The sequence below is a fragment of the Micromonospora sp. CNZ285 genome (assembly GCF_004637285.1).
Window position 1 is genome coordinate 302,512 of sequence record NZ_SPQD01000001.1, and the last position, 23,648, is coordinate 326,159.

Genomic DNA, 23,648 nt, shown 5'->3' on the forward strand with positions numbered 1-23,648 from the left:
AGGTGAGGCGCGGTGGGGGGCGCCGAACGGAGTGGGTCGAATCTCTGACCAGCACCCTTGACGGAGTGTGATGACCGCGATAATACTTTCACCCTGAACGGAAATAGAGGTCGCTGGCCCCCAGGGACGGCGGCGGGTGCCCCCGCACGCGCCGTGCCGGTCGCATCGGACCCCCGTGTCAGTCCGGAATCACCGGTTCCAGACCCGTTGCTGTGAAGGGAAGAGCAATGATTCTCAGCCGTAGACGTGGTGCCGCCCTCGGCGCGCTCTGCGCCCTGGCGCTCATGGTCGGCGCCTGCTCGAACGAGACCTCCGGGAGCGGCGGCGCGTCGAGTGGCCCGCGTACCGAGCCCAGCCTGTCGTTCGTCGGACCCGGCGGCGAGACGCCGACCGCCGCCGACCAGCTCTCGCTCACCCCCGAGGAGCGCCAGAAGGTCAAGGACGGCGAGTACTCCGCCGCCTTCGTCTGGCACGAGGGCTCCGCGCTGACCAAGGCCGTGGAGTCCGGCGTCCGCAAGGAGTTCGACCAGCTCGGCATCAAGGTGCTGGCCAGCACCAGCGCCGAGTTCGACGCAGCCCGGCAGGCCAACAACGTGCAGACCGTGCTGGCGCTCAAGCCCGACCTGATCGTCACCATCGCGGTCGACCCGACCGCGGCGGCCGCGGCCTTCAAGCCCGCCGTGGACGCCGGCGTCAAGCTCGTCGTGATGACCACCCCGCCGAAGGGCTACAAGTCCGGCGAGCAGATCGTCGGCATCGTCACCGCCGACCTGACCGCGTTCGGCAAGGCCAACGCGGAGATGCTCGGCAAGGCGCTCGGCGGCAAGGGCAAGGTCGGCTACGTCTACCACGACGCCGACTTCTGGTTCACCAACCAGCGGGACAAGGCGTTCAAGGACTGGCTGGGCTACCTCTACCCGGACATCGAGATCGTCGAGGAGGCCGGGTTCTCCGACCCGGCGCGTACCGAGGACATCGCCACCGCGATGCTGACCCGCCACGCCGACCTCAAGGGCGTCTACGTCGCCTGGGCCACCGCCGCCGAGGGCGTGCTCGCCGCGACCCGGCAGCAGGGCCGTACCGACGTCAAGATCGTCACGAACGACCTGGAGGCGAACCTCGCCGCCGACATGGTCAAGGGCGGCAACGTCGCCGGCGTCGTCGCCAACGGCTCGACCCGCCTCGGCGAGAACCTGGGCATCGTCGCCGCGTACGGCCTGCTCGGCAAGAAGGCCCCGGAGCTGGTCGTCGGATCGCCGATGGCCGCCACCAAGGACAACATCGCCGACGCCTGGCGCGACGACTACGGCCAGGAGCCCCCGGCCGAGGTGCTCGGCAACTGACGCCGGGCCGCGAGGTCCGGGGCCTCCCCGAACGGGCCCCGGGCCTCGCCGGACGCGGCCCGGCCCACCGCCGGGCCCGCGACCACCGCGAGACGAGAGGAAGAAGCACATGGGGTACGTCCAGACAGTCCTCGGGCCGGTGCCTCCCGAGTCGCTCGGCCGGGTGCTGAGCCACGAGCACCTCGGCGCGCTGGTGCCCGGGCCGTGGCTGTCCGGCGGCGCCGGGGACGACCGCGCCGACCTCGCCGCCGACGCGGTGAGCGGCCTGCCGGAGCTGGGCTTCGGCACGATCGTGGACCTGTCCCCGTACGAGGTGGTCGGTCACGACGTGACACTGCTGCGTGAGGTGGCGCTGCGTACCGGCCTGCACGTGGTCGCCGGGTCGGCGATCTACCTGGAGCCGTACTCCCCGGGCTGGGCGCTGTCCGCGAGCGTCGACGAGATGCGCGAGCGCTTCGTCGCCGACGCCACGATCGGCGTCGGGGACACCGGGATCAAGGTCGGCATCTTCGGCGAGCAGGCCACCGGCCTGAACGAGATCACCCCGCACGAGGAGAAGTGCCTGCGCGCCGCCGCCCGCGCCCACGTCGCCACCGGCCTGGCGGTGAACACCCACACCACCCACGGCACGATGGCGCTGGAGCAGGTCGAGATCCTGCGCGAGGAGAAGGCCGACCTCTCCCGCGTCGTCATCGGCCACCTGGACATCAACCCCGACCCGGACTACCTGCGGGCCGTACTGGCCACCGGCGTCAACATCGCCTTCGACACGCTCGGCAAGCAGTTCTGGGACTTCGTGCTCGCCCCGCTGCCGGCCGACCCGCCGGAGGGCGAGTTCGCCAAGCGCGCGTACCACCGGCCCGACCGGGCCCGGCTGGACATGCTCGCCGGGCTGGTCCGGGACGGGTACGCCGACCGGATCCTGCTCTCGATGGACCTGACCGGCGCCGAGGCGTACCTGAACCCGGGCACGCACGGCCGCCTCGGGTACTCGTACCTGGGCCGGGAGATCGTGCCGGGTCTCGCCCGGCTCGGTGTGCCGCCGGAGGCGATCGACCAGATGCTGACGGCCAACCCGGCCCGGCTCCTGACGGTCGGCTGATGGCCGCGCATCCGCGTCCGTGCGGCTACGTCGCCGGCGTCGACCTCGGCGGCACCAAGCTGCGGGCCGCGCTCGCCGACCTCGACGGCCTCGTCCTGGCCGAGCAGGTGCAGCCGACCGACCCGAGGGGCGGTACGGCGGTCGCCGCGCAGATCGACGCGCTGCTGCGGGATCTGGCCGCGCGGGCCGGCGTCGACTGGTCCGACGTGCGGGCCAGCGCGATCGGCCTGCCCGGCGTACCCGACCCGGCGACCGGCGCCATCGAGCTGTCGCCCAACGTCTCCGACCTGGAGGCCCTCGACGTGCGGGCCGAGCTGACCCGCCGGCTGGGCCACCCGGTCGTGCTGGACAACGACGTCAACATGGCCGCCGCCGGGGAGCGGTGGCTGGGCAGCGGCCGTACCCACCGGCACTTCGTGTTCGTGGCGGTCGGCACCGGCGTCGGCATGGGCATCGTGCTCGACGGCGAACTGGTCCGGGGCGCGCGCGGCGCGGCCGGGGAGATCTCCTACCTGCCCCTGGGCACCGACCCGTTCGACAAGGACAACCAGGTGAAGGGCGCGCTGGAGGAGGCGGTCGCCGGCGCGGCCCTCGCCGCCCGCTACCGGGCGGTGTCCGGCGAGCAGGCGAGCGTGCCCGACGTCTTCGACCGGGCCGCGGCCGGTGACCCGGACGCCCTCGCGGCCATCGACGAGGAGGCGCGGCTGATCGCCCTGGCCGTCGTCGCGGTCGCTGCCGTCCTGGACCCGGAGGCGGTCGTCCTGGGCGGCGGCATCGGCTCCCGCGCCGAACTCGTCGAACCGGTCCGGCGCTGGGTCGCCGCGCTCACTGCGGACGCCCCGTTGATCAAGACCAGCCGGCTCGGCGACCGGGCCGGCCTGCTCGGCGCCGTCGCGGTCGCCCGCCGGGAGGCCGGCGTACGCGACGGCGTACCGGCCCACCGGAACACCTTCTTCCAGACAGCGGAGGGACGATAGATGACCCACACGGATGCGGCGGTGAAGACCAGCGCCGTCCCGGCCTGGCGCCGGATCAACTGGCGCGACTACGTGGTCTACATCGGCTTCGCGGTCGTGTTCCTGTTCTTCGCCATCACCCAGGGCAGCAACGGCTTCCTGACCACGAGCAACCTCACCAACATCGTCATCCAGACCGCGCCGATCACGATCATGGCGGTCGGGCTGGTCTTCGTGCTGGCCGCCGGTGAGATCGACCTGTCCATCGGCTCGGTCGTCGCGCTCTCCGCGCTCGTCGGCGCGGTGACGTTGCGGGAGACCGACAGCATGCTGCTCGGCGTGGCCGCGGGCCTCGCCGCCGGCGCGGCGGTCGGCCTGGTCAACGGCGTCTTCGTGACGCTCGTGCGGCTGCCCAGCTTCCTGGTCACGCTCGCCACCATGGGTGCGGTGGCCGGTCTGGCCCGCGAGGTCACCGGCCTGCAGTCGGTGCCTGTGAGCAACGACGCGTTCCTGTCCTTCTTCGGCCAGGGCGAGATCCTCGGCATCCCCGGCCTGGTGCTCTGGTCGGTGGCGGCGGCTGTGGTCGGCTATCTCGTGCTGCGGCAGACCCGGTACGGCGCGCACACGCTCGCCATCGGCGACAACGTGGCGGCGGCCCGGGTCAGCGGCATCAAGGTGATCCGCGTCAAGATCATGGTGCTGATGGGCAGCGCGATGTGCGCAGCGCTCGCCGGCCTGCTCTACGCCGGCCGCCTCCAGGGCGCCCGGTACACCCTCGGCGAGGCCGACCTGATGTCCGTCATCGCCGCCGTCATCGTGGGCGGGACCAGCCTCTTCGGCGGCAAGGGCTCGATCATCGGCGCGGTGCTGGGCAGCCTGCTGATGGGCATGCTCAACAACGGCCTGATCCTGGCCGGCCTGTCCGTGTCCCAGCAGATGATGGCGCGCGGCGCGATCATCCTGGTGGCCGTCTCCCTCTCGCTGCGCGAGCGGCGAAGCTGACCCGGAAGGAAGCAACCGCATGTTTCTGGACCTGCTGCGACGCCGCAATCCGGGCCTGCTCGCCGCCGCCGCGAACCTGCACGACAGCGGTGACCTGCCGGCGAACTGCTACGCGCTGGACCTCGACACGGTCGCCGCGAACGCCGCCGCCATCCGGGCCGAGGCCGACCGGCACGGGCTGTCGGTCTACGCCATGACCAAGCAGGTCGGGCGCAACCCCGACTTCTGCCGGACGGTCCGCGACGCGGGCATCACCGAGGCGGTCGGCGTCGACCTCCAGTGCGCGCTCGCCGACCGGCACGGCGGGCTGGGCATCGGTCACCTCGGTCACCTGGTGCAGATCCCCCGGCACGAGGCCGCGGTCGCCGCCGCGCTCGCGCCCGCGTACTGGACGGTCTTCAACGACGCCAAGGCCGCCGAGGCGGCCGCCGCGAGCGCGGCGGCCGGGCGGGAGCAGGCGCTGCTCGCCCGGATCGCGGCGCCTGGCGACCGGTTCTACCGGGGCCACGAGGGCGGCTGGCCGGCCGAGGAGATCGTCGCTGTGGCCCACCGGCTCGACGCCCTCGACGGCGCCCGGTTCGCCGGTGTCACCAGCTTCCCGACCCAGTTGTTCGATCCGGCCGCCGGGCGGGTCGTGCCGACCCCGAACCTCGGCACCCTGCGGGCCGCCGCCGCGGCGTTGCGCGCCGCCGGGTGGGCGCACGTCGAGATCAACGCCCCGGGTACGACGTCGGCGGCGATCCTGCCCACGCTGGCCGAGGCGGGCGTGACGCAGGTCGAACCCGGTCACGGGCTCACCGGCACCACGCCCTGGCACGCGGTCACCGACCTGGTCGAGGAGCCGGCCGTGCTCTACGTCAGCGAGGTGTCCCACCTGTGGGACGGGCGGGCGTACGTCTTCGGCGGCGGGCTCTACGTCGACCCGGTGCTGGGCCTGGGCGGCACCCGGGCGCTGATCGTGCCCCGGGGCGGTGGTCTCGACGACGCGTACCTGGTCGACGTGGAGATGCCCGCGCCGGAGGCGATCGACTACTACGCGATGGCCGACGTGACGGCGGCGCCGGGCGTCGCGCCCGGCGACACGGTCCTGTTCGGCTTCCGGCCGCAGGCGTTCGTCACGCGGGCGCTGACGGCGGGCGTGACCGGCGTCCGGTCGGGCGCCCCGGCCGTGGCCAGCGTGTACGCCGCCGACGGCTCGGCGCCGATCGGGCTGGACGACATCGACGCGGTCGGCGGCCCCGGCACCGGCAACCACACCGCTCGCAGCGCAGGGAGGGCATGATGAGCACGGTCACCGACAAGACCGACGCGACCAGGGCGGGCGCCCCGCCGCTGCGGTTGCGCGGCATCCGTAAGCAGTTCGGCGGCGTCGTCGCGATCGAGCGCTTCGACCTGGAACTGGCCGCCGGCCAGATCACCGCGTTGGTCGGCGACAACGGCGCCGGCAAGTCCACCCTCGTGAAGATCATCTCGGGGGTGTACCAGCCCACCGAGGGCGAGCTGGAGATGCACGGGCGGCCGGTGACGTTCCGGGACGCCTCCGACGCCCGCCGGCAGGGCGTCGAGGTGGTCTACCAGGATCTGGCCCTGGCCGACTCGCAGCCGGTCTACATGAACATGTTCCTGGGCCGGGAACTCACCCGCGGTCCGCTGCGGCTGCTCGACCGGCGCCGGATGGCCCGGGAGACGCAGGAGCTGGTGGACGCGCTGGACGTACGCATCCCCAGCGCGAAGGCGACGATCCGGGACCTGTCCGGCGGGCAGCGCCAGGCGGTGGCGATCTGCCGCGCCACCCACTGGGCCAGCGGCCTGGTGCTGATGGACGAGCCGACAGCGGCGCTGGGCGTGGCCGAGACCGCCAAGGTGGAGCAGCTGATCCTGAAGCTGCGGGAGCGTGGTGCCGCCGTGCTCGTCGTCAGCCACAACCTGGACCAGGTGTTCCGTATCGCCGACCGGGTGGCGGTGCTGCGCCGGGGACGCCAGGTCGGCGTCCGTGACATCACCGGGACCAGTCGCAACGAGATCGTCTCGATGATCACCGGCGCGTCCGAGGAGACCGGCCGCCCCTGAGCCGCGCGGACCGCCGCGCGCACGATGACCCCGGGTGTCCCTCCCGGGGTCATCGGCGTTTCCGGCCCCGTTCGATCCGCCGTACGTAACGTTTGTGTGAACCCATGTGAACGCTGACAGCGCGGCTTCCCGCACTTCGGGAGCGCTTTCGTTTCGTTGCGCAGCCGTGTTCACTGAACACCGTTCACCCTATTGTTCACTGGTGCTAAATCCGGTAGAACTCCTGGTAGGTCCGCTGCTCGGGCCATCTGCCTCGTGCTTCTAGGAGGACTTCTCATGGCTCGTTCACCCCGTCCGGGCGCCTCCTCGCCCGCGCTCTCCCGCCGCGGCGTCCTGCAGTTGGGTGGCAGCGTCGCGCTCCTGTTCGCCACCGGCGCCTGCGCCGCGGACAGCGGTAACAAGTCCACGGACGGCAAGTCCGGCGGTGCCGCCGCCAAGACGCTGCGCATCGCGGTCTCCAGCTACCTGTCGAGCTGGGACCAGGACTTCGTCGGCTTCGATCTCACCGCGCTGATGCTCTACAAGAACGTCTTCCCGTACCTGATCGACTACGGGGTCACCAACGCCGGCGGCAGCCAGATCCTCGACACCCAGAACATCACCCCGACGTTCGCCGAGTCGTTCGAGCCGGACGCCGAGCAGAAGGTGTGGACGCTCAAGCTGCGCCGCGGCGTGAAGTTCGCCAGCGGCAACGAGATGAAGGCCGCCGACGTCAAGTGGTCGAAGGACCGCGCGTTCGCCGCCCAGGCCAACGTCGCCGGCGTCTACCGCACCATCGGCCTCACCAGCGCCGACCAGGTCAAGGTGGTCGACGACTACACGGTGGAGTTCCACCAGGCGTTCCCCAGCGCGCTCACCCGGCAGATCCAGGCGATCTCGCTGTACGTCTTCGACTCCGTCGAGGCCAAGAAGCACGCCAGCGCCAGCGACCCCTGGGCCAAGGACTGGTTCGCGAAGAACCCGCCCACCGGCGGCTACTTCAACGTCGCCAAGGCCACCCAGGGCCAGGAGATCGAGCTCAGCGCCAACACCGGCTACCCGGGCCCGGACCCGGCCAAGACGCCGACCATCCGGATCTCGGTCGTGCCGGCCGCCTCCAACCAGCGGCTCCAGCTCCAGGCCGGTGACATCGACATCGCCCTGGGCATCAGCCAGCGCGACATCCAGGACCTCAAGAAGGCCCCGGGCATCAAGGTCATCTCGGCGGCCAGCAACCGCCAGGTCGCCATCCAGATGTCGGTCACCGCGGCGCCGTTCAACGACGTGAACGTGCGTAAGGCGCTCGCCTACGCGGTGCCCTACGAGCAGATCATCAACAACGTGTACGGCGGCGACGCCCGCGCGGCCAAGAGCCCGGTCCCGCTGGACATGCCCGGGTACGACGAGAGCGGCTACCCGTTCACCTACGACCTGGAGAAGGCGAAGGCCGCGATGGCCGCCGCCGGCCGGGCGTCGCTCGACTCCGAGCTGGTCTTCGAGGCCGACAACGAGGAGCAGCAGAAGATCGCCGTCCAGGTGCAGAGCGAGGCGGCGAAGGCCGGCATCCGGCTCAAGCTGACCCCGCTGGACCCGGCCACCCTCGGCGAGCGGCGGACCAAGAAGAACATCCCGCTCCAGATCACCTCCGGGCAGCTCTGGGTGGACGACGTCGAGTACATGCTGGCGACCAGCTTCGTCAAGGGCGCCAACCTCAACTACTCGAACTACAGCAACCCCGAGATCGAGCAGATCTACGAGAAGTCGCACACCACTGTCGACACGGGCGCCCGCAACGCGCTGTGGAAGCGGGTCCAGGAGATCCTCGCCGCCGACGTGCCGTGGGTGGTCATCTGCCAGCCCAACTTCAACCTGCCCGTCCGGGAGTCCGTCGCCGGCTGGGTGCAGCCGATGGACGGCCTCGCCCGCCTGCGCTACCTGAGCGCGTCGGCCTAGGACGTCACCCACCCATGCGTATCTTCCGGTTCGTCGTCAGGCGACTACTCCAGCTGATCCCCGTTCTGCTCGGAGTGGTCGTCCTGGCCTTCCTCCTGGTCCGAGTGCTGCCGGGCGACCCGGTCCGCAGCATCCTCGGGCAGAACGCCACCGAGGAGGACGCCGCCGCCGCCCGGGCCCGCTTCGGGCTCGACCAGTCCCTGTGGCAGCAGTTCCTCGACTACCTCGGCGGGCTGCTCACCGGTGACTTCGGGACGTCGATCCAGAGCGGCAGCTCCGTGGGCTCGGAGATGGCGCTGCGGGTGGGTCCGACCCTGGAACTCGTCGTCATCTCGGTGAGCATCGCGCTCGTGGTGGCGACGGTGCTGGGCATCTGGTCGGCCAAGCGGGCCAACCGGGCCGGCGACCACAGCGTCCGGATCTTCGCGCTGGTCGGCAACTCCGTACCGGAGTTCTGGCTCGGCCTGGTGCTGGTGCTCGTCGGCTACAGCATCCTCGGCTGGTTCCCGGCGCCCAACGGCCGGGTCGACCCGGACACCGGCCTGACCCCGCTCACCGGCGCCGACCTCGTCGACGCCGTCCTCACCGCCAACGGGCCGGCGATCGCCTCGGCCGCGGCGTACCTGGTGCTGCCGGTGCTGACCCTCGTGGTCGGCGTGGTCGCCCCGCTGCTGCGCAGCGTCCGGGCCTCCGCGCTGGAGGTGCTGCACTCGGAGTCGTACGCCGCGGCGAAGGCGCACGGGCTGCGCGACCGCACGCTGCACTACGGCTACCTGCTGCGGGCGACGCTGGTCCGGCTGCCGTCGCTGGCCGCGCTGGTCTTCGGTACGGCGATCGGCTCCACCGTGCTCGTTGAGTACGTGTACTCGTGGCAGGGCTTCGGCCAGTGGGCCCTGCGCGGCCTGCTCTACCGGGACTACCCGGTGGTGCAGGCGTCGGTGCTGGTCATCGCGCTGTGCTACGTGCTGGTCTTCCTCATCGCCGACGTGGTCCACGCGATCCTCGACCCGAGAGTGAGGCTCTGATGGCCGAGCTGCGAACCGTCCCCGACGGTCCCGCCGCCGCGCCGGTGGTCGTGCCCGGCGGCGACCGGGACAGCCGTTTCGCCCGCCGCATGATCATCGCCGGGGCGAGCATCCTGTCGGTGGTCGCGCTGCTGGCGGTGTTCGCGCCGCTGCTGAGCCAGTGGGGCGAGACCGAGATCGACGCGGCGAACACGCTCGTCGCGCCGGGCGGCAGCCACCTGCTCGGCACCGACGGCAACGGCATGGACATCTGGAGCCGGGTGCTCTACGCCGCCCGGCTCGACCTGGGCATCGCGCTGGCCGCCGTCGCGCTCGCGGTGGTCGTCGGCACGCTGCTCGGCCTGGTCGCCGGCTACTTCGGCGGCTGGCTCGACGACGTGCTGATGCGGGTGGTCGACATCTTCCAGTCGTTCCCCACGTTCATCCTGGCGCTCGCGGTGGCCGCGCTGCTCGGCAACGGCACGATCAACCTGATCATCACGATCGCGGCGGTGAACGCGCCGGCGTACGCCCGGCTGGTCCGCGCCGAGGTGCGGTCGCTGCGGGAACTGCCGTTCGTGGACGCCGCCATCACCTCCGGGGCGTCGCCGGTCGGCGTGCTCTGGCGGCACCTGCTCCCCAACAGCCTCACCCCGGTCCGGGTGATCGCGCCGCTGAACTGCGGCTGGGCCATGCTCACCCTGGCCGGGCTCTCCTTCCTCGGCCTGGGCGTGAGCATCCCCGAGGCGGAGTGGGGCGCCATGATCAGCCTGGGTGCCGCGGACGTGGTCGGCGGCCGGTGGTGGACCTCGGTCCCGCCCGGCCTGGCCCTGTTCGTCTGCGTCCTGGGGTTCAGCCTGCTCGGCGAAGGCCTGCAGGACCGCGCGAACGCGAAGCGGCGGTGACCATGCTGTCGATCGAGAACCTCTCCGTGACGATCCGCCGGCCCGGCCGGCAGGTCGCCGCACTCAGCGGCGTCAGCTTCGCCGTCCGGCCCGGCGAGGTCGTCGGCCTGGTCGGCGAGAGCGGCGGCGGCAAGAGCATGGTGGCCCGCGCCATCGTCGGGCTGCTGCCCGGCGGCTCGCACGCCACCGGCCGGGTGCTGTTCGGCGACTCGGACGTGCTGCGCATGGACGACGCCGCGCTCGCCGCCCACCGCGGGCGCGGGGTGGCGATCTGCTTCCAGAACCCGCGCGGCGCGCTCAGCCCCACCCGCACCATCGGCAAGCAGCTCGTCGACCGGCTCACCACCCACCAGGAGATGTCCGGCGAGCGGGCCCGGGAGGCGGCGCGCGAACTGTTCGAGGCGGTCGGCATCCGCAGCCCGCAGCGGCGGCTCGACGCGTACGCCCACGAGCTGTCCGGCGGCATGGCCCAGCGCGTGATGATCTCGCTGGCCACCGGCTGCGCGCCGGAGCTGCTGATCGCCGACGAGCCGACAACCGGCCTCGACGTGACGCTGACCCGGGAGATCCTGCGCCAGTTCCGGCACGCCGCCGACACCGACGGCCGGGGTGTCCTGCTGATCTCGCACGACCTGGCGTCCATCGCGGAGGTCTGCGACCGGGTGGTGGTGCTCTACGCCGGCACCGTGGTGGAGAGCGGACCGGCCGCGCAGGTGCTGCGGGAGCCCGCGCACCCGTACACCCGGGCGCTGCTGCGTTCGGTGCCGGACGTCGGCGGCCGGCCGGTCGTCGCCACCCCCGGCGCCATGCCGCTGCTGGCGCAGGCGCCGCACAACTGCCCGTTCGTCGCCCGGTGCGCGCACGCCGACGGCACCTGCTCGTCCCGGCGCCCGGCCACCGTGCCGGTGCCCGGCGGCCGCGAGTGGTCGCTCGCCTGCTTCCACCCGCAGACCCGGCCGCTGGACGCCGACGTGCCGCGGGCGTCGCACACGCCGGCCGTGTCCGGCGCGGTCGCGGCCGGCCCGGACCCGAAGCCCGCGGTGCTGGAGATCGAGGACGCGCACGTCGTCTACCGCAGCCGGTTCGGTTCCGGCGGGCACCACGCGCTGCGCGGCGTCACGCTGCGGCTCGGGCCGGGCGAGACGCTCGGCGTGGTGGGCGAGAGCGGCTGCGGCAAGAGCACCCTCGCGAAGCTCGTGATGGGCCTGGTCGCGCCCACGTCCGGCACCGTCACGGTCGCCGGGCAGACGCTGGTCAAGCAGCCGGGCCGCCCCCGGCCGCGAGGCCGGGCGCTGCGCCGGGCCCGGACCCGGGCGCAGCTCGTGTTCCAGGACCCGATCGGCTCGCTCAGCCCGCGCCGTCCCGTCGGCGACTCCATCGCCGAGCCGCTGCGCGCCGCGGGCCTGTCCCCGGCGCAGCGGCAGGAGCGCGTCACCGCCGTGCTGGACCGGATGGAGCTGGACCGGTCGATCCTCCAGCGCTACCCGCACGAGCTGTCCGGCGGCCAGGCGCAACGCATCGGCATCGCCCGCGCGCTGGTCGGCGAGCCGGACCTGATCGTCTTCGACGAACCGACCTCGGCGCTGGACGTCACCGTCCAGGCGCAGATCCTCGACGTGATCGCCGACGTGGCCGCCGACGCGGACCGCGCCTCGGTGTTCATCTCCCACGACCTGGCCACGGTGCGCGGGTTCGCCGACCGCGTCGTGGTGCTCTACCTCGGCCGGGTCGTCGAGGAGGGACCGGTGGACGTCGTCTTCGACACGCCCCGGCACCCGTACACCCGGGCGCTGCTGGGCAGCGCCCCCCGCCTCGGCGGGACGACCGGGTCCGACGGCGAGGCCGTCGAGCTGGTCAAGGACCTGGAGGAAGCCGACGCCGCGACCGGGTGCCCACTGGCCGCCCGGTGCCCGTTCGTCACCGACCGGTGCCGAGCGGAGCAGCAGGAGCTTCAGTCGTACGGCGAGAGCCGGGCCGCCTGCTGGCGCGTTCCCGAGCTTCCCGCCCTCATCGGAAGGCAGGCTGTCACGCCATGACCCGTCGCCCCATCCGGCTCGCCGTCGACATCGGCGGGACCTTCGTGGACGCCATGGAACTGGACACTCGCACCAACCGGGTCCGTTTCCGCAAGGCGGCCACGACCCCGGCCCGGCCCGCGGACGGTGTCCTCAACGCGATCACCGCGCTCGGCACCGACCTGTCCGAGGTGGAACTGTTCATCCACGGCACCACCCTCGGCCTCAACGCGGTGCTGGAACGTCGTGGTGGCCGTACCGGCATCATCACGAACGAGGGCTTCCGGGACATCTTCCTGATCGGCCGCGGCAACGTGCCGTCCGACCACATGTACGACTTCCAGTACCAGCGGCCGGAGAGCCTGGTGCAGCGCCGCTTCACCGCCGGTGTGCGGGGCCGGCTCGACTACCGGGGCCGCGTGGTGGAGCCGCTGGACCCGGACAGCGTCCGGGAGGCCGCCCGCACGCTCGTGGTGGACCAGCAGGTCACCTCGATCGCCATCTGCTTCCTGCACTCGTTCCTCGACCCGAGCCACGAGCGGGAGGCCGCGCGCCTCATCCACGAGGAGTTCCCCGAGGTCAGCCTGTCGCTGTCGACAGACATCGTGCGCGAGTACCGGGAGTACGAGCGCACCAGCACCACAGTGTTGGAGGCGTACATCCGGCCGATCTTCGAGCGGTACGTGGACGAGCTGGAGGCCGGCCTGGCCGAGCGCGGCTTCGCCGGACGCTTCCTGATCATGCGGTCCGGTGGTGGCTCGATGACCAGCGCGGTCGCCAAGACCGCACCCACGCACACCGTGCTGTCCGGCCCGGCCGGCGGCATCGTCGGCGCCGCGTACGTCGCCTCCGAGCTGGGCCGGGACAACGTGCTCACGTTCGACATCGGCGGCACGTCGCTGGACGCCTGCGTGATCGAACGCGGCAACCCGGTCGCCGCGTACGAGGCCCAGCTGGAGCACTTCCCGCTGCTCATCCCGACGTACGACATCCGGACCATCGGCGCCGGCGGCGGCTCGATCGCCTGGCTGGACCACGGCCTGCTCAAGGTCGGCCCGCAGAGCGCCGGCGCCGACCCCGGCCCGGTCTGCTACGGCCGGGGCGGCACCAGGCCGACGGTCACCGACGCCGCGGTGGTGCTCGGCTACATGGACCCGGAGCGGTTCCTCGCCGGCACCATGGGGCTGCGCGACGCCGAGGCACGCGCCGCGATCCAGGAGCAGCTGGCCGATCCGCTCGGCCTGAGCGTGGAGAACGCGGCGGCGGGCGTCTTCGACGTGCTGCTGGCCCGCACCGTCGGCGCGGTCCGGCAGATCACCGTCGAGCGGGGGCACGACCCCCGGCAGTTCACGCTGCTCGCGTTCGGCGGGGCCGGCCCGCTGCTGGCGCCGCTGCTGGCCCGGGAGATGGGCATCGGCGAGGTGGTCGTGCCGTTCGCGCCGTCCGGCTTCTCCGCCTGGGGCATGCTCTCGGCCGACATCGTCAACGACTTCAGCCGTACCGTGATGGCCACGCTCGACGACGCCGACCTGTCGGAGCTGGAGCAGCTGTTCAAGGCGGTCGAGGCCGAGGCGGTCGCGTCGCTGGTGGCGCAGGGCGTGCCGGCCGGCGAGGCGGTGCTGGAGCGGCAGTTCGAGCTGCGCTACCTGGGCCAGGAGCACAGCCTGATGGTCACCGTCGGGCGTGAGCTGGACCGCGACGCGATCCGGGCCGCGTTCGACGAGACGCACCGCACCCGGTACGGCCACACCATGGGCAACCCGCTGCAGATTCTCAACCTGCGGGTGCGCGGCATCGGGCGCACCGACCGGCCCGAGCTGGAGACGCTGGCGCGCGGTGACGGCGACCCGGCGCAGGCGCTGCTGACCCACCGCGACGCCTACGACTTCGGGCAGCAGGCGGTGGTGCCGTTCGCGGTCTACGACCGGGCCCGCCTGGAGCCGGGCGACACCTTCGACGGACCGGCGCTGATCGACGAGGGCACCTCCACCACAGTGGTGCCCAGCGGCCAGCGGGTCACCGTCGACGACCACGGATACCTGCTCGTCACCCTGGAGGAAGCCGCATGACCACGCTGGACGGAGCCCAGGTCGAGGTCGTCCGCAGCTATCTGCTGTCGGCCGCGGAGGAGATGCGGGCCACCCTCATCCGTACCTCCTTCAACCCGGTCATCTACGAGGTGCACGACTTCGGCCTGTCGATGTACGACGCCGACCTGCGGCTGGTCGCCGAGGCCACCGGCCTGACGTTCTTCCTCGGCGCGAACGACTTCTCGCTGCGCAAGGGCGTGGAGTACGTGGGCCGGGAGAACCTGCACCGCGGCGACGTGGTGCTGCTCAACTACCCGTACTGGAACGCGGCGCACGCGTACGACGCGACGCTGTTCGCGCCGGTGTTCCGGCCGGACGAGGCCGACCCGGAGGCGGACGGCGACCTGGTCGGTTTCCTCTGCGTCCGCGCGCACTGGATGGACCTGGGCGCCAAGGACCCGGGCTACGTGCTGGACTCGACCGACATGCACCAGGAAGGGCTGATCTTCCCGGGCGCCAAGGTCGTGTCCCGGGGCGAGCCGGTGCGCGAGATCCACGAGCTGATCCGCTTCAACTCGCGGATGCCCGACGCGGTGCTCGGTGACCTGCACGCGCAGATCGCCGCGCTGCGCACGGGCGAGCGCCGGATGCTGGAGATCATCGAGAAGTTCGGCCGGGACACCGTCGACCAGGCGATCGACCGCATCATCGCCGACGGTGAGGCCCGCGCCCGCGCGGCGCTGGCGACGCTGCCGCAGGGCACCTGGACCGCCGAGGACTGGGTGGACGACGACGGCATCACCGACGACCCGGTGAAGATGCGCGTCACGGTGACCATCGCCGACGGGCGCTTCGTCGTCGACTTCGCCGGCTCGGCGCCCGCCACCCGCGGCCCGATCAACATGCCGTTCGGGGCGACGGAGGCGATCTGCAAGGTCGTGCTGAAGTCGCTGACGTCGCGGGACGAGCCGTCGAACGCCGGCACCGTGGCACCGCTGGAGGTGCGGGCCGAGCCGGGCAGCCTGTTCCACGCCGTCTACCCGCAGCCCACGTTCACGCTCTGGACCGGCATCGTGGCGGTGGAGCTGATCCTCAAGGCGCTGGCCCAGGGCATGCCGGACCGGCTGCCCGCCTCCTCCGGCGGCGACGTGCCCGGCTTCATGATGGTCGGCCTGCACCCGGACACCGGGAAGATGTTCGCGGTCAGCAACAACGACCTGGTGGGCTGGGGCGGCACCGCACAGCACGACGGCATGGACGCCGCCACGCACGTCTCCGGCAGCACCGGCCGGGGCACCCCGATCGAGGTCATGGAGGCCAAGACCGGGATGTTCTTCGAGCGCTGGGAGATCCGCGCGGACTCCGGTGGCGCGGGCCGGTTCCGGGGTGGCTGCGGCCTGCGGCGGGACATCCGGTTCCTGACCCCGGGCGAGTTCCTCACCGTGATCAAGAAGACCAAGAGCGCGCCGTGGGCGCTCGACGGCGGCGAGCAGCCGGAGCCGAACCAGATCGTGGTGTTCCCGGGCACCGACCGCGAGCACCGGGTGAGCACGAAGCGCACCGTGGTGGCGGCGGGCGACCGGGTCACGCTGCTGACCGCCGGTGGCGGCGGGCACGGCGACCCGCGCGGCCGCGACCCCGAGGCGGTCCGGCGGGACGTGGCCGAGGGCTACGTCTCCCGGGAGGCGGCCCGGGACGTCTACGGAGTGGACGTCGATGGGTGAGCCGACGGTCGACGGGGCAACCGTCGAGGTCGTCCGCAGCCACCTCGTCTCGGCCGCCGAGGAGATGCGGGCCGCGCTGGTGCGCACCGCGTTCAATCCGGTGATCTACGAGGTGTACGACTTCGGCATCTCCGTCTACGACCGGCGGCTGCGGCTGGTCGCGGAGTCCACGGGGTTGTCCCGCTTCCTCGGCGCCAACGACTACTCGCTGCGCAAGGGCGTCGAGTACGTCGGCGTGGAGAACCTGCACCGCGGCGACGTGGTGCTGCTGAACTACCCGTACTGGAACGCGGCGCACACGTACGACGCGACGATGTTCGCGCCGGTCGTGCTGCCGGACAGCGAGGAGCTGATCGGGTTCCTGTGCATCCGGGCGCACTGGATGGACCTGGGCGCCAAGGATCCCGGTTACGTGCTCGACTCCACGGACATGCACCAGGAGGGGATCATCTTCCCCGGCACGAAGGTGTACGACCGCGGTGAGCCGGTGCGCGAGATCCACGAGCTGATCCGGTTCAACTCGCGGATGCCGGAGCTCGTCATCGGCGACCTCAACGCGCAGATCGCCGCGCTGCGTACCGGCGAGCGGCGGGTGACCGAGCTGTACCGCGACTACGGCCCCGCGGTGGTCGACGCGGTGATCGACCGGGTGATCGACGCCGCCGCGCAGCGCGCCGGCGAGGCGGTGGCCGCGCTGCCCCAGGGCAGCTGGACCGCCGAGGACTGGCTCGACGACGACGGCGTCACCGACGACCCCATCCTCATGCGGGTCACCGTCACGGTCGCCGACGGCGAGTTCACAGTGGACTTCGCCGGGTCGTCCCCGGCGGTGCCCGGGCCGGTGAACCTGCCGCTGGGCGCCACCATCGCCACCTGCCGGGTCGCGTTCAAGGGCGTCACCACGCCGCACGAGCAGACCAACGCCGGGCACTTCGCGCCGCTGCGGGTACGCGCCGAACCCGGCACGCTGTTCCACGCGCAGTACCCGGCCGCCACGTTCACCCAGTGGACCGGCACCGTCGCGCTGGAGCTGATCCTCAAGGCGCTGGCGCAGGGCATGCCGGACCGGCTCGCGGCCTCCTCCGGCGGTGACGTGCCCGGGTTCATGATGGTCGGCCTGCACCCGGACACCGGCGACATGTTCGCGGTCAGCAACAACGACCCGGTCGGGTGGGGCGGCACACCCCGGCACGACGGCATCGGACCGGCGAACCACCTGTGCCAGACCCAGGCGCGCAACACGCCTGTCGAGGTGCTGGAGTCGAAGACCGGGATGTTCTTCGAGCGCCTGGAGATCCGTACCGACTCCGGTGGCGCCGGCCGGTTCCGGGGCGGATGCGGCCTGCGGCGGGACATCCGGTTCGTGACGCCGGGTGAGTTCCTGACGGTGATCAAGAAGACGAGGAGCGCGCCGTGGGCGCTGGCCGGCGGCGAGCAGCCGGAGCCGAACCAGGTGGTGGTGTTCCCGGGCACGGACCGCGAGCACCGGGTGAGCACACGGCGTACCGCGGTGGCGGTGGGGGACCGGGTGACGTTGCTGACCGCCGGTGGCGGCGGGCACGGTGACCCGAGGAGTCGGGATCCAGAGGCGGTGCGACGGGACGTGGCCGAGGGCTACGTCTCGGCCCGGGCCGCCCGAGACGTTTATGGAGTGATCGCGTGAGTGCCGCCTATTCGCCCGAGCAGCCGAGCGTGCTGCTCGGCAACTGCACAGTGCTGGACGCCCGCGTGGTGGACGGCATGGCGCCCGTGACCGGTGCCGGGGTGTGGGTCCGGGGTGACCGGATCGCCGCCGTCGGGCCGTACGCCGAGGTGGCCGAGCAGGCGCGGGCCGCCGGCCGGCTGACCGAGGTGGACCTCGACGGCGCGTACGTGACGCCCGGCCTCGTCAACATGCACACCCACTTCTCGTTGTCGCTGCCCGGCTCCGGGGGCGACGGCGTCAAGGGGATGGGTTCGTACGACCTCGCCCACTACATGGCCGACGGGGCGCGGCGCACGCTGCACTCCGGCGTGACCACGGTGCGCTGCGTGGCGGAGAAGGACCACGCGGACTTCGCGCTGCGGCGGGCGATCAACGCCGGGCGCGTGCCGGGCCCGCGCATCTACACCGCTGGCCGGGCGCTGGTGTGCACCGGCGGGCACGGCCACGAGAGCAACGACACGCTCGAGTGCGACGGCCCGGTGGGCTTCCGCCACGGCGTCCGCAGCCAGATCAAGGCCGGCGCCGACCTGATCAAGGTGATGATCTCGGGCGGCATCGCCGGTGAGCACGAGAGCATCCACACGCCCCAGTTGTTCGCCGACGAGATGACGGCGGTGATCGAGACCGCGCACGCGTGGGGCCGCAAGGTGACAGCGCACGCCGGACCGGCCGAGGTGATCGGCGCGGCGGTCGAGCTGGGACTGGACTGTGTGGAGCACGGCTACCAGCTCACCCCGGAGGTCGCGGCGCGGATGGCCGAGCGCGGCACCGCGCTCGTGCCGACGCTGCTGGTGACCCGCTGCAAGGAGTTCTTCGACGAGCTGGGCGTGCCGGAGTGGATGCAGTGCCGGTCGCTCGGTGCCGGCCCCCGGCACCTGGAGAGCTTCGACATGGCCATCGCCGCCGGGGTGGAGGTGCTGCTCGGCAGCGACATGCCCCCGTTCTGGCAGTTCGAGGGCACCACCGCCTCGATCCGGGAGCTGGAGTACATGTCCGAGCGGATCGGCACCGCGCGGGCGATCCACGCGGGAACGCTCGGGCCGATCCGGTGGCTCGGCGCGGAGTCCGACCTCGGCACGGTCGAGGCCGGCAAGCTCGCCGACCTGATCGCGACCGACGCCGACCCGCTCGCCGACACCTCGGCGTTCCGGGACGTGCGGTGGGTGATGAAGGGCGGGCAGATCGCCCGCGACGATCGGAACCAGGAGGAGACGCGATGACGTTCGCGGATTCAGGCGCCGCGGCGATCGCCGCCGGCATCGACGACATGTACGACGCGTTCCTCGCCGGGGACCAGCAGCGGTTCGACACGCACCTGGACCCCGACGTGACCACCTGGGAGACGCACCTGCCCGGGCCGCTGCGGACCCGGGCCGAACTGGACGAGTACCGCGCCCGGCGCGACGCCGCGGGGCAGCGGCCCAACCTGGCCGTGCTCGCCCCGCGGGACAAGCGCATCGACGTGTGGGACGACTTCGGCGTGGCCCGGTACGAGCTGGTCTCGCAGCTCGGCCCGGACGACGAGCCGGAGATCACCCGGGTCACCGACGTGGTGCGCCGGATCGACGGCCGCTGGGTGATCGTGCACCACCACGCCGAGCTGGTCCGGGAACCGGTGGGCGCGGCGTGATCCGGCGGCTGGTCGCCGGGCGGACCGGTGAGCCGGCGGACGTGCTGTCGGTCGCCGACCTGCCCGACGACCCGCCGCCCGGCCCCGGGGAGGTGCAGCTCGCCGTCCGTACGGTCGGGCTGAACTTCCTGGACGTCATGCTCTGCCGGGGCGAGTACCCGGTGCGGCCGGACCCGCCGATGACACCCGGCGTGGAGACGGCCGGCCGGGTCGTCGCCGCCGGCGCCGGGGCCGAGCGCCTGCTGGGTCAGGAGGTGCTCGCCTGCCCGGCGCTGCCGCGCGGTGCGCTCGGCAGCACGGTGACTGTGGACGCCGCAGTGGTGGTGCCGCGACCGCCCACCGTCGACCCGGTCACCGCGGCGGCGCTGCCCGTCACCTACCAGACCGCGTGGTTCGCGCTGGAACGATCCGGTCTCACCGCCGGGCAGACGGTGCTGGTGCACGCGGGCGCCGGTGGGGTGGGCATCGCCGCGATCCAGCTCGCCGTCGCCCGCGGCGCGCGGGTCCTGGCCACCGCCGGCGGTCCGGCCAAGACCGCGATCTGCCGCGACCACGGCGCCCAGGTGGCGATCGACTACACGGCGGACGACTTCGTACCCGCCGTGCTGGCGGCCACCGGCGGGCGGGGCGTGGACGTCGTGGTGGACCCGGTGGGCGGCGACGTGTTCGCCCGTACCTGGGAGTGCCTGGCGTTCGAGGGCCGCCTGGTGGCGGTGGGCGCAGCCGGTGGCGCGCCGCCGCCCGTCGACCCGCTGCGGCTGATGGCGGCGAACGCGACGCTCGTCGGCCTGTCCTGGGGCTCGCAGTACCCGTGGCGGCGGGCCGGCGCCGTCGAGGCCGCCTACGAGGAGCTGTTCGACATGTGCGCCTCCGGCGCGGTCCGGCCGCCGGTCAGCCGCGTCGTGTCGCTGGACGAGGCGCCCGCGGCGCTCACCGAACTGGCCGAACGCCGGACCACCGGCAAGATCATCGTACGGATCGACGAGGGGGAGGGGCCATGAGCGACAGCGCCGACGGCGACATGGAGATCTACGACCTAAAGGTCACAGTCGACCGGATCGAGGGCCGGTCGGTGTGCGGCATGGCCGTGGGCGACCACTTCGAACTGACGAACAGCGCCCACCTGCGGCTGCCCGAGGGAAAGCACTTCTGCGTGTACGCGCTCGCCTCGGTGCTGCCCTTCCTCGCCGCCAAGCAGCGTGACCTGGCGCCGGGCGACTGGCTGGCGCAGGACTCCCACTTCATCTGCCCCGACCCGGAGGAGCGGCTCGTCATGAAGGTGGAACGGACCTGCCGGCGCACGATGAATTCGGCGGACCTGACATGACCGTCGAGATCGGGCTCGGCCTGCAGAGCGACAAGCCGGCCGGCGCGTACGCCCGGCTGGCCCGCGCCGCCGAGTCGCACGGCTTCGACGTGCTCACCGTCTTCGGCGACCTGATGTATCAGCCGCCGATCTTCCCGCTGCTGGAGATGGCACAGGCGACCGAACGGGTACGCCTCGGCGCGGCCTGCCTGAACCCGTACTCGATGGCGCCGTACGAGATCGCCGGTCAGCTCGCCGCCCTGGACCTGGCCTCGCACGGGCGGGCCTACCTGGGTCTGGCCCGCGGGACCTGGCTGGGCGCTGTCGGCCTGCCGCAGCCGCGGCCGCTGACCACCATCGAGGAGGCCGTCCAGGTCGTCTACCGCCTGCTGCGCGGCGACCGCAGCGGCTTCACCGGGAAGGTCTTCTCGCTCGCCCCCGGCACCGCGCTGCGGTACGACGTGCAGCGGCCCGACCCGCCGCTGCTGCTCGGCGCGTGGGGCCCGCAGGGCGCGGCGCTGGCCGGGCGGATCGCCGACGAGATCAAGGTGGGCGGCAGCGCCAACCCGGACATGGTCCCGGTGATCCGTGAACGACTGCGGGCCGGCGCGGAGAAGGCCGGACGCGACGTCGCGGACGTCGGCATCGTGCTCGGCGCGGTCACGGTCGTCGACACCGACGGCGAGGCGGCCCGCGCCAAGGCCCGCACCGAGGTCGCCATGTACCTCGCGGTGGTGGCCGAACTGGACCCGACCGTCGAGATGCCCGACGACCTGGTCAAGCGCGTCAGTGACCTGGTCGACGCGGGCGAGGACGAGGCGGCGGGCCGGCTGATCCCGGACGACGTGCTCGACCGGTTCGCTTTCTCCGGCACCCCGGAGCAGGTCGCCGCCCAGGCCCAGGCGCTCATCGACGCGGGCGTGCGCCGGGTCGAGTTCGGCACGCCGCACGGCCTCACCGACGAGCGCGGCGTGGACCTGCTCGGCTCGGCCGTCCTGCCGCTGCTGCGCAGGTGAGTCAGGTGCGGCTCACCGTCGTGGTCGGCCCCGGCCTGGTGGCCGACCCCGCCCTGCTGGCGTCGCTGACCGCCACCACCTGTGCCGAACTCGACGTCGCCGGTCATGTCGTCACCGCCGCCTCGGCCGACGAGATCCGCGCGCTGCTCGCCACGACCGACCAGCCGGTGGTGGTGCTGCCCGGCCCGACGCCACCGGCCCGTGCCCTCATCGGCGCGCAGCCGGCCGGCGTGGTCTGGTACGACCTGACCGTCGAGCCGCCGGTGCCCGGCGCGGTCCACCTGGCCGGGCGGGGACTGTGGGGCCTGGCCTGGGCGATCCGGCACGCCGTGCACCGCCGCCGCGCGCCGGCCACCCGGATCGCCTACGGTCCGGACCCGGACCAGTGGGGCGACCTGCGGCTGCCGTCCACCCCGGACGCCGGGCCGGCGCCGGTCGCGGTGCTGCTGCACGGCGGGTTCTGGCGGTCCATCTGGGGAGCGGACCTGATGGACGCGCTCGCCACCGACCTGGCCCGGCGCGGGTACGCGTCCTGGAACCTGGAGTACCGGCGCCCGGACCGGCACGGCTGGGACGCCACCACGCAGGACGTGGAGGCGGGCCTGCGCGCGTTGCGGGAACCGGCCCGCGACGGATTGGCCGACCTGGACCGGATCGTCGTGCTGGGACACTCGGCCGGCGGGCAGCTCGCGTTGCGTGCCGCGGCGGACCTCGCCGCGCGACCGGGCGGGCCGCGTGTCGCGCTCGCGGTGTCGCTGGCCGGGGTGCTCGACCTCACCGAGGGCGAGCGGCGCTACCTCGGCGACGGCGCGGTCTCCGCGGCGCTGGGCGGCTCACCGGTGACGGCACCGCGCCGGTACGCCGAGAGCGACCCGATGCTCCGCCTGCCGACGGGGGTGTCCACACTGCTCGTGCAGGGGACGGAGGACAGCCTCGACCTGGTCGACGCCAACCGGCGCTACGCCGCCGCTGCGGCAGCCGCCGGGGACGAGATCCGCCACCTCGAACAGGCGGGGGACCACTTCGCTGTCATCGACCCGGCCTCGGTCATCTGGCAGGACACGATGACCGCCGTGGACGCGCGCCTCGGTCGCTGACGCCGGATGCGGAATCGCCCTCCGGGTTCACCTACGTGAACACGGAGGGCGATTCGTGGTGCCCGGCGCACTGTCAGAACAGGCGGGGCGTGACCACCGAGACCACAGTCGTCACCGCGTCGGTGTCGTTGAAGAGCTGATGCGGCACCGACGAGCGCAGGTGCACGCTGTCGCCCGGGAACAGCCGGTGCTCGACGCCCTCGACCTCGTAGAGCAGCTCGCCGGAGATGACGTAGGCGAACTCCTCGCCCCGGTGGCCGTACGCGTTCTCCCGGCGCCCGCCCGGCGCGATGTGCACCAGCATCGGTTCGAGCACCAGGTCCGGCCCCCGGTCGGAGAGCATGCGGTAGGTCTGTTGCCCGGACACGTACTGCGTCGCCGCCGTCTCCGCCCTGGTCAGCGTGAAGTGCCGGGGGAGCGAGGAGACGGTGCTGTCCGGCGCGGCGGTGCCCGCGTCGAAGAAGTCGGCCACCGACCGGTCGAGCGCCTTGGCGACGCTGCCGAGCGCGGTCAGGCCGATGGAGGAGATGCCGCGCTCGACCTGGGACAGGAAGCCGATGGACAGCCCGGAGCGGGAGGCGAGGCCGCGCAGGGTCAGCCCGCGTTCCTTGCGGTAGCGCCGGATCCGGCCGCCGACGACACCGGCGGGCGTGTTCTCGTCCGCGGCGCCACCGGAGCCGGCCTGCTCCGACGGCGGCTGACTGTTCATGGGCCGCACGGGGACCTCCTGTCGAGGTGGCGGGACCTCCGCCGGGATGTTCGATGGTATCGAACATCCCGGCCGGTGCGCGAGGGGCCGGGCGGCCGGTTT

The 23,648-nt window shown here is 72.6% G+C and carries 20 protein-coding genes; 19 read left to right on the top strand and 1 reads right to left on the bottom strand.

The genetic code is table 11. The features are described from left to right. Positions 1-227 precede the first annotated feature (227 nt). The 19 genes from CLT75_RS01435 to CLT75_RS01525 all read left to right on the top strand — a co-directional run bounded on the left by CLT75_RS01435 (position 228) and on the right by CLT75_RS01525 (position 22,837). Complete coding sequence (locus CLT75_RS01435; protein WP_013285142.1) at positions 228-1,343, top strand: substrate-binding domain-containing protein; 1,116 nt, start codon at positions 228-230, stop codon at positions 1,341-1,343. 109 nt (positions 1,344-1,452) lie between these two features. Then, complete coding sequence (locus CLT75_RS01440; RefSeq protein ID WP_135239113.1) at positions 1,453-2,445, top strand: phosphotriesterase family protein; 993 nt, start codon at positions 1,453-1,455, stop codon at positions 2,443-2,445. Further along, positions 2,445-3,422, top strand: coding sequence for an ROK family protein (locus CLT75_RS01445; RefSeq protein WP_135239114.1), 978 nt, complete (start codon positions 2,445-2,447; stop codon positions 3,420-3,422). Before CLT75_RS01440 ends, CLT75_RS01445 begins: the two co-directional genes overlap by 1 nt. Next, positions 3,423-4,403, top strand: a complete 981-nt coding sequence (locus tag CLT75_RS01450) for an ABC transporter permease (protein ID WP_135239115.1) — start codon at positions 3,423-3,425, stop codon at positions 4,401-4,403. Positions 4,404-4,422: 19 nt separating this feature from the next. Then, positions 4,423-5,685: an alanine racemase gene (locus tag CLT75_RS01455; protein ID WP_135239116.1), complete on the top strand. Its 1,263-nt coding sequence runs from the start codon at positions 4,423-4,425 to the stop codon at positions 5,683-5,685. Continuing rightward, a complete protein-coding gene (locus tag CLT75_RS01460) occupies positions 5,685-6,473 on the top strand; it encodes an ATP-binding cassette domain-containing protein (protein ID WP_135239117.1) in 789 nt (262 codons plus the stop codon). The genes CLT75_RS01455 and CLT75_RS01460 overlap by 1 nt, the downstream gene beginning before the upstream one ends. Positions 6,474-6,749: 276 nt before the next feature. Next, positions 6,750-8,405, top strand: a complete 1,656-nt coding sequence (locus CLT75_RS01465) for an ABC transporter substrate-binding protein (RefSeq protein ID WP_135239118.1) — start codon at positions 6,750-6,752, stop codon at positions 8,403-8,405. Between the two features lie 14 nt (positions 8,406-8,419). Further along, positions 8,420-9,430 carry an ABC transporter permease gene (locus CLT75_RS01470; protein ID WP_013285149.1) on the top strand — a complete coding sequence of 337 codons (1,011 nt, stop codon included), beginning with the start codon at positions 8,420-8,422 and terminating at the stop codon, positions 9,428-9,430. After that, a complete protein-coding gene (locus CLT75_RS01475; protein WP_013285150.1) occupies positions 9,430-10,314 on the top strand; it encodes an ABC transporter permease in 885 nt (294 codons plus the stop codon). The genes CLT75_RS01470 and CLT75_RS01475 overlap by 1 nt, the downstream gene beginning before the upstream one ends. Before the next feature lie 2 nt (positions 10,315-10,316). Continuing rightward, on the top strand, positions 10,317-12,350 hold the full coding sequence (locus tag CLT75_RS01480) for a dipeptide ABC transporter ATP-binding protein (RefSeq protein ID WP_135243873.1): 2,034 nt from the start codon (positions 10,317-10,319) through the stop codon (positions 12,348-12,350). Then, positions 12,347-14,398 carry a hydantoinase/oxoprolinase family protein gene (locus tag CLT75_RS01485; RefSeq protein ID WP_135239119.1) on the top strand — a complete coding sequence of 684 codons (2,052 nt, stop codon included), beginning with the start codon at positions 12,347-12,349 and terminating at the stop codon, positions 14,396-14,398. The genes CLT75_RS01480 and CLT75_RS01485 overlap by 4 nt, the downstream gene beginning before the upstream one ends. Then, on the top strand, positions 14,395-16,083 hold the full coding sequence (locus CLT75_RS01490; RefSeq protein WP_135239120.1) for a hydantoinase B/oxoprolinase family protein: 1,689 nt from the start codon (positions 14,395-14,397) through the stop codon (positions 16,081-16,083). The genes CLT75_RS01485 and CLT75_RS01490 overlap by 4 nt, the downstream gene beginning before the upstream one ends. After that, the gene (locus CLT75_RS01495; protein ID WP_135239121.1) at positions 16,076-17,746 is read left to right on the top strand and encodes a hydantoinase B/oxoprolinase family protein; all 1,671 of its coding nucleotides are present in this window, start codon (positions 16,076-16,078) and stop codon (positions 17,744-17,746) included. The genes CLT75_RS01490 and CLT75_RS01495 overlap by 8 nt, the downstream gene beginning before the upstream one ends. Next, positions 17,743-19,008, top strand: coding sequence for an amidohydrolase family protein (locus tag CLT75_RS01500; protein WP_135239122.1), 1,266 nt, complete (start codon positions 17,743-17,745; stop codon positions 19,006-19,008). The genes CLT75_RS01495 and CLT75_RS01500 overlap by 4 nt, the downstream gene beginning before the upstream one ends. Further along, entirely contained in the window at positions 19,005-19,418 is a 414-nt protein-coding gene (locus CLT75_RS01505; RefSeq protein WP_135239123.1) for a nuclear transport factor 2 family protein, read from the top strand. Before CLT75_RS01500 ends, CLT75_RS01505 begins: the two co-directional genes overlap by 4 nt. Beyond that, a complete protein-coding gene (locus tag CLT75_RS01510) occupies positions 19,415-20,419 on the top strand; it encodes a zinc-binding dehydrogenase (protein ID WP_135239124.1) in 1,005 nt (334 codons plus the stop codon). The genes CLT75_RS01505 and CLT75_RS01510 overlap by 4 nt, the downstream gene beginning before the upstream one ends. After that, positions 20,416-20,745: a TIGR04076 family protein gene (locus tag CLT75_RS01515; RefSeq protein ID WP_013285158.1), complete on the top strand. Its 330-nt coding sequence runs from the start codon at positions 20,416-20,418 to the stop codon at positions 20,743-20,745. Before CLT75_RS01510 ends, CLT75_RS01515 begins: the two co-directional genes overlap by 4 nt. After that, the gene (locus tag CLT75_RS01520; RefSeq protein ID WP_135239125.1) at positions 20,742-21,740 is read left to right on the top strand and encodes an LLM class flavin-dependent oxidoreductase; all 999 of its coding nucleotides are present in this window, start codon (positions 20,742-20,744) and stop codon (positions 21,738-21,740) included. Before CLT75_RS01515 ends, CLT75_RS01520 begins: the two co-directional genes overlap by 4 nt. Positions 21,741-21,745: 5 nt before the next feature. Next, entirely contained in the window at positions 21,746-22,837 is a 1,092-nt protein-coding gene (locus CLT75_RS01525; RefSeq protein WP_486485025.1) for an alpha/beta hydrolase, read from the top strand. Between the two features lie 73 nt (positions 22,838-22,910). Here the strand turns inward: CLT75_RS01525 and CLT75_RS01530 are convergent, their stop codons facing one another. Next, positions 22,911-23,546, bottom strand: a complete 636-nt coding sequence (locus CLT75_RS01530) for a helix-turn-helix domain-containing protein (protein WP_486485026.1) — start codon at positions 23,544-23,546, stop codon at positions 22,911-22,913. Between the last annotated feature and the right edge of the window lie 102 nt (positions 23,547-23,648).

Bases quoted from the DNA above. Each gene is read 5' to 3' on its own strand.
- CLT75_RS01530 (WP_486485026.1), bottom strand. From the start codon at position 23,546: ATGAACAGTCAGCCGCCGTCGGAGCAGGCCGGCTCCGGTGGCGCCGCG.
- CLT75_RS01465 (WP_135239118.1), top strand. From the start codon at position 6,750: ATGGCTCGTTCACCCCGTCCGGGCGCCTCCTCGCCCGCGCTCTCCCGC.
- CLT75_RS01475 (WP_013285150.1), top strand. From the start codon at position 9,430: ATGGCCGAGCTGCGAACCGTCCCCGACGGTCCCGCCGCCGCGCCGGTG.
- CLT75_RS01455 (WP_135239116.1), top strand. From the start codon at position 4,423: ATGTTTCTGGACCTGCTGCGACGCCGCAATCCGGGCCTGCTCGCCGCC.
- CLT75_RS01495 (WP_135239121.1), top strand. From the start codon at position 16,076: ATGGGTGAGCCGACGGTCGACGGGGCAACCGTCGAGGTCGTCCGCAGC.
- CLT75_RS01485 (WP_135239119.1), top strand. From the start codon at position 12,347: ATGACCCGTCGCCCCATCCGGCTCGCCGTCGACATCGGCGGGACCTTC.
- CLT75_RS01515 (WP_013285158.1), top strand. From the start codon at position 20,416: ATGAGCGACAGCGCCGACGGCGACATGGAGATCTACGACCTAAAGGTC.
- CLT75_RS01470 (WP_013285149.1), top strand. From the start codon at position 8,420: ATGCGTATCTTCCGGTTCGTCGTCAGGCGACTACTCCAGCTGATCCCC.
- CLT75_RS01505 (WP_135239123.1), top strand. From the start codon at position 19,005: ATGACGTTCGCGGATTCAGGCGCCGCGGCGATCGCCGCCGGCATCGAC.
- CLT75_RS01490 (WP_135239120.1), top strand. From the start codon at position 14,395: ATGACCACGCTGGACGGAGCCCAGGTCGAGGTCGTCCGCAGCTATCTG.
- CLT75_RS01450 (WP_135239115.1), top strand. From the start codon at position 3,423: ATGACCCACACGGATGCGGCGGTGAAGACCAGCGCCGTCCCGGCCTGG.
- CLT75_RS01440 (WP_135239113.1), top strand. From the start codon at position 1,453: ATGGGGTACGTCCAGACAGTCCTCGGGCCGGTGCCTCCCGAGTCGCTC.
- CLT75_RS01445 (WP_135239114.1), top strand. From the start codon at position 2,445: ATGGCCGCGCATCCGCGTCCGTGCGGCTACGTCGCCGGCGTCGACCTC.
- CLT75_RS01435 (WP_013285142.1), top strand. From the start codon at position 228: ATGATTCTCAGCCGTAGACGTGGTGCCGCCCTCGGCGCGCTCTGCGCC.
- CLT75_RS01480 (WP_135243873.1), top strand. From the start codon at position 10,317: ATGCTGTCGATCGAGAACCTCTCCGTGACGATCCGCCGGCCCGGCCGG.
- CLT75_RS01520 (WP_135239125.1), top strand. From the start codon at position 20,742: ATGACCGTCGAGATCGGGCTCGGCCTGCAGAGCGACAAGCCGGCCGGC.
- CLT75_RS01460 (WP_135239117.1), top strand. From the start codon at position 5,685: ATGAGCACGGTCACCGACAAGACCGACGCGACCAGGGCGGGCGCCCCG.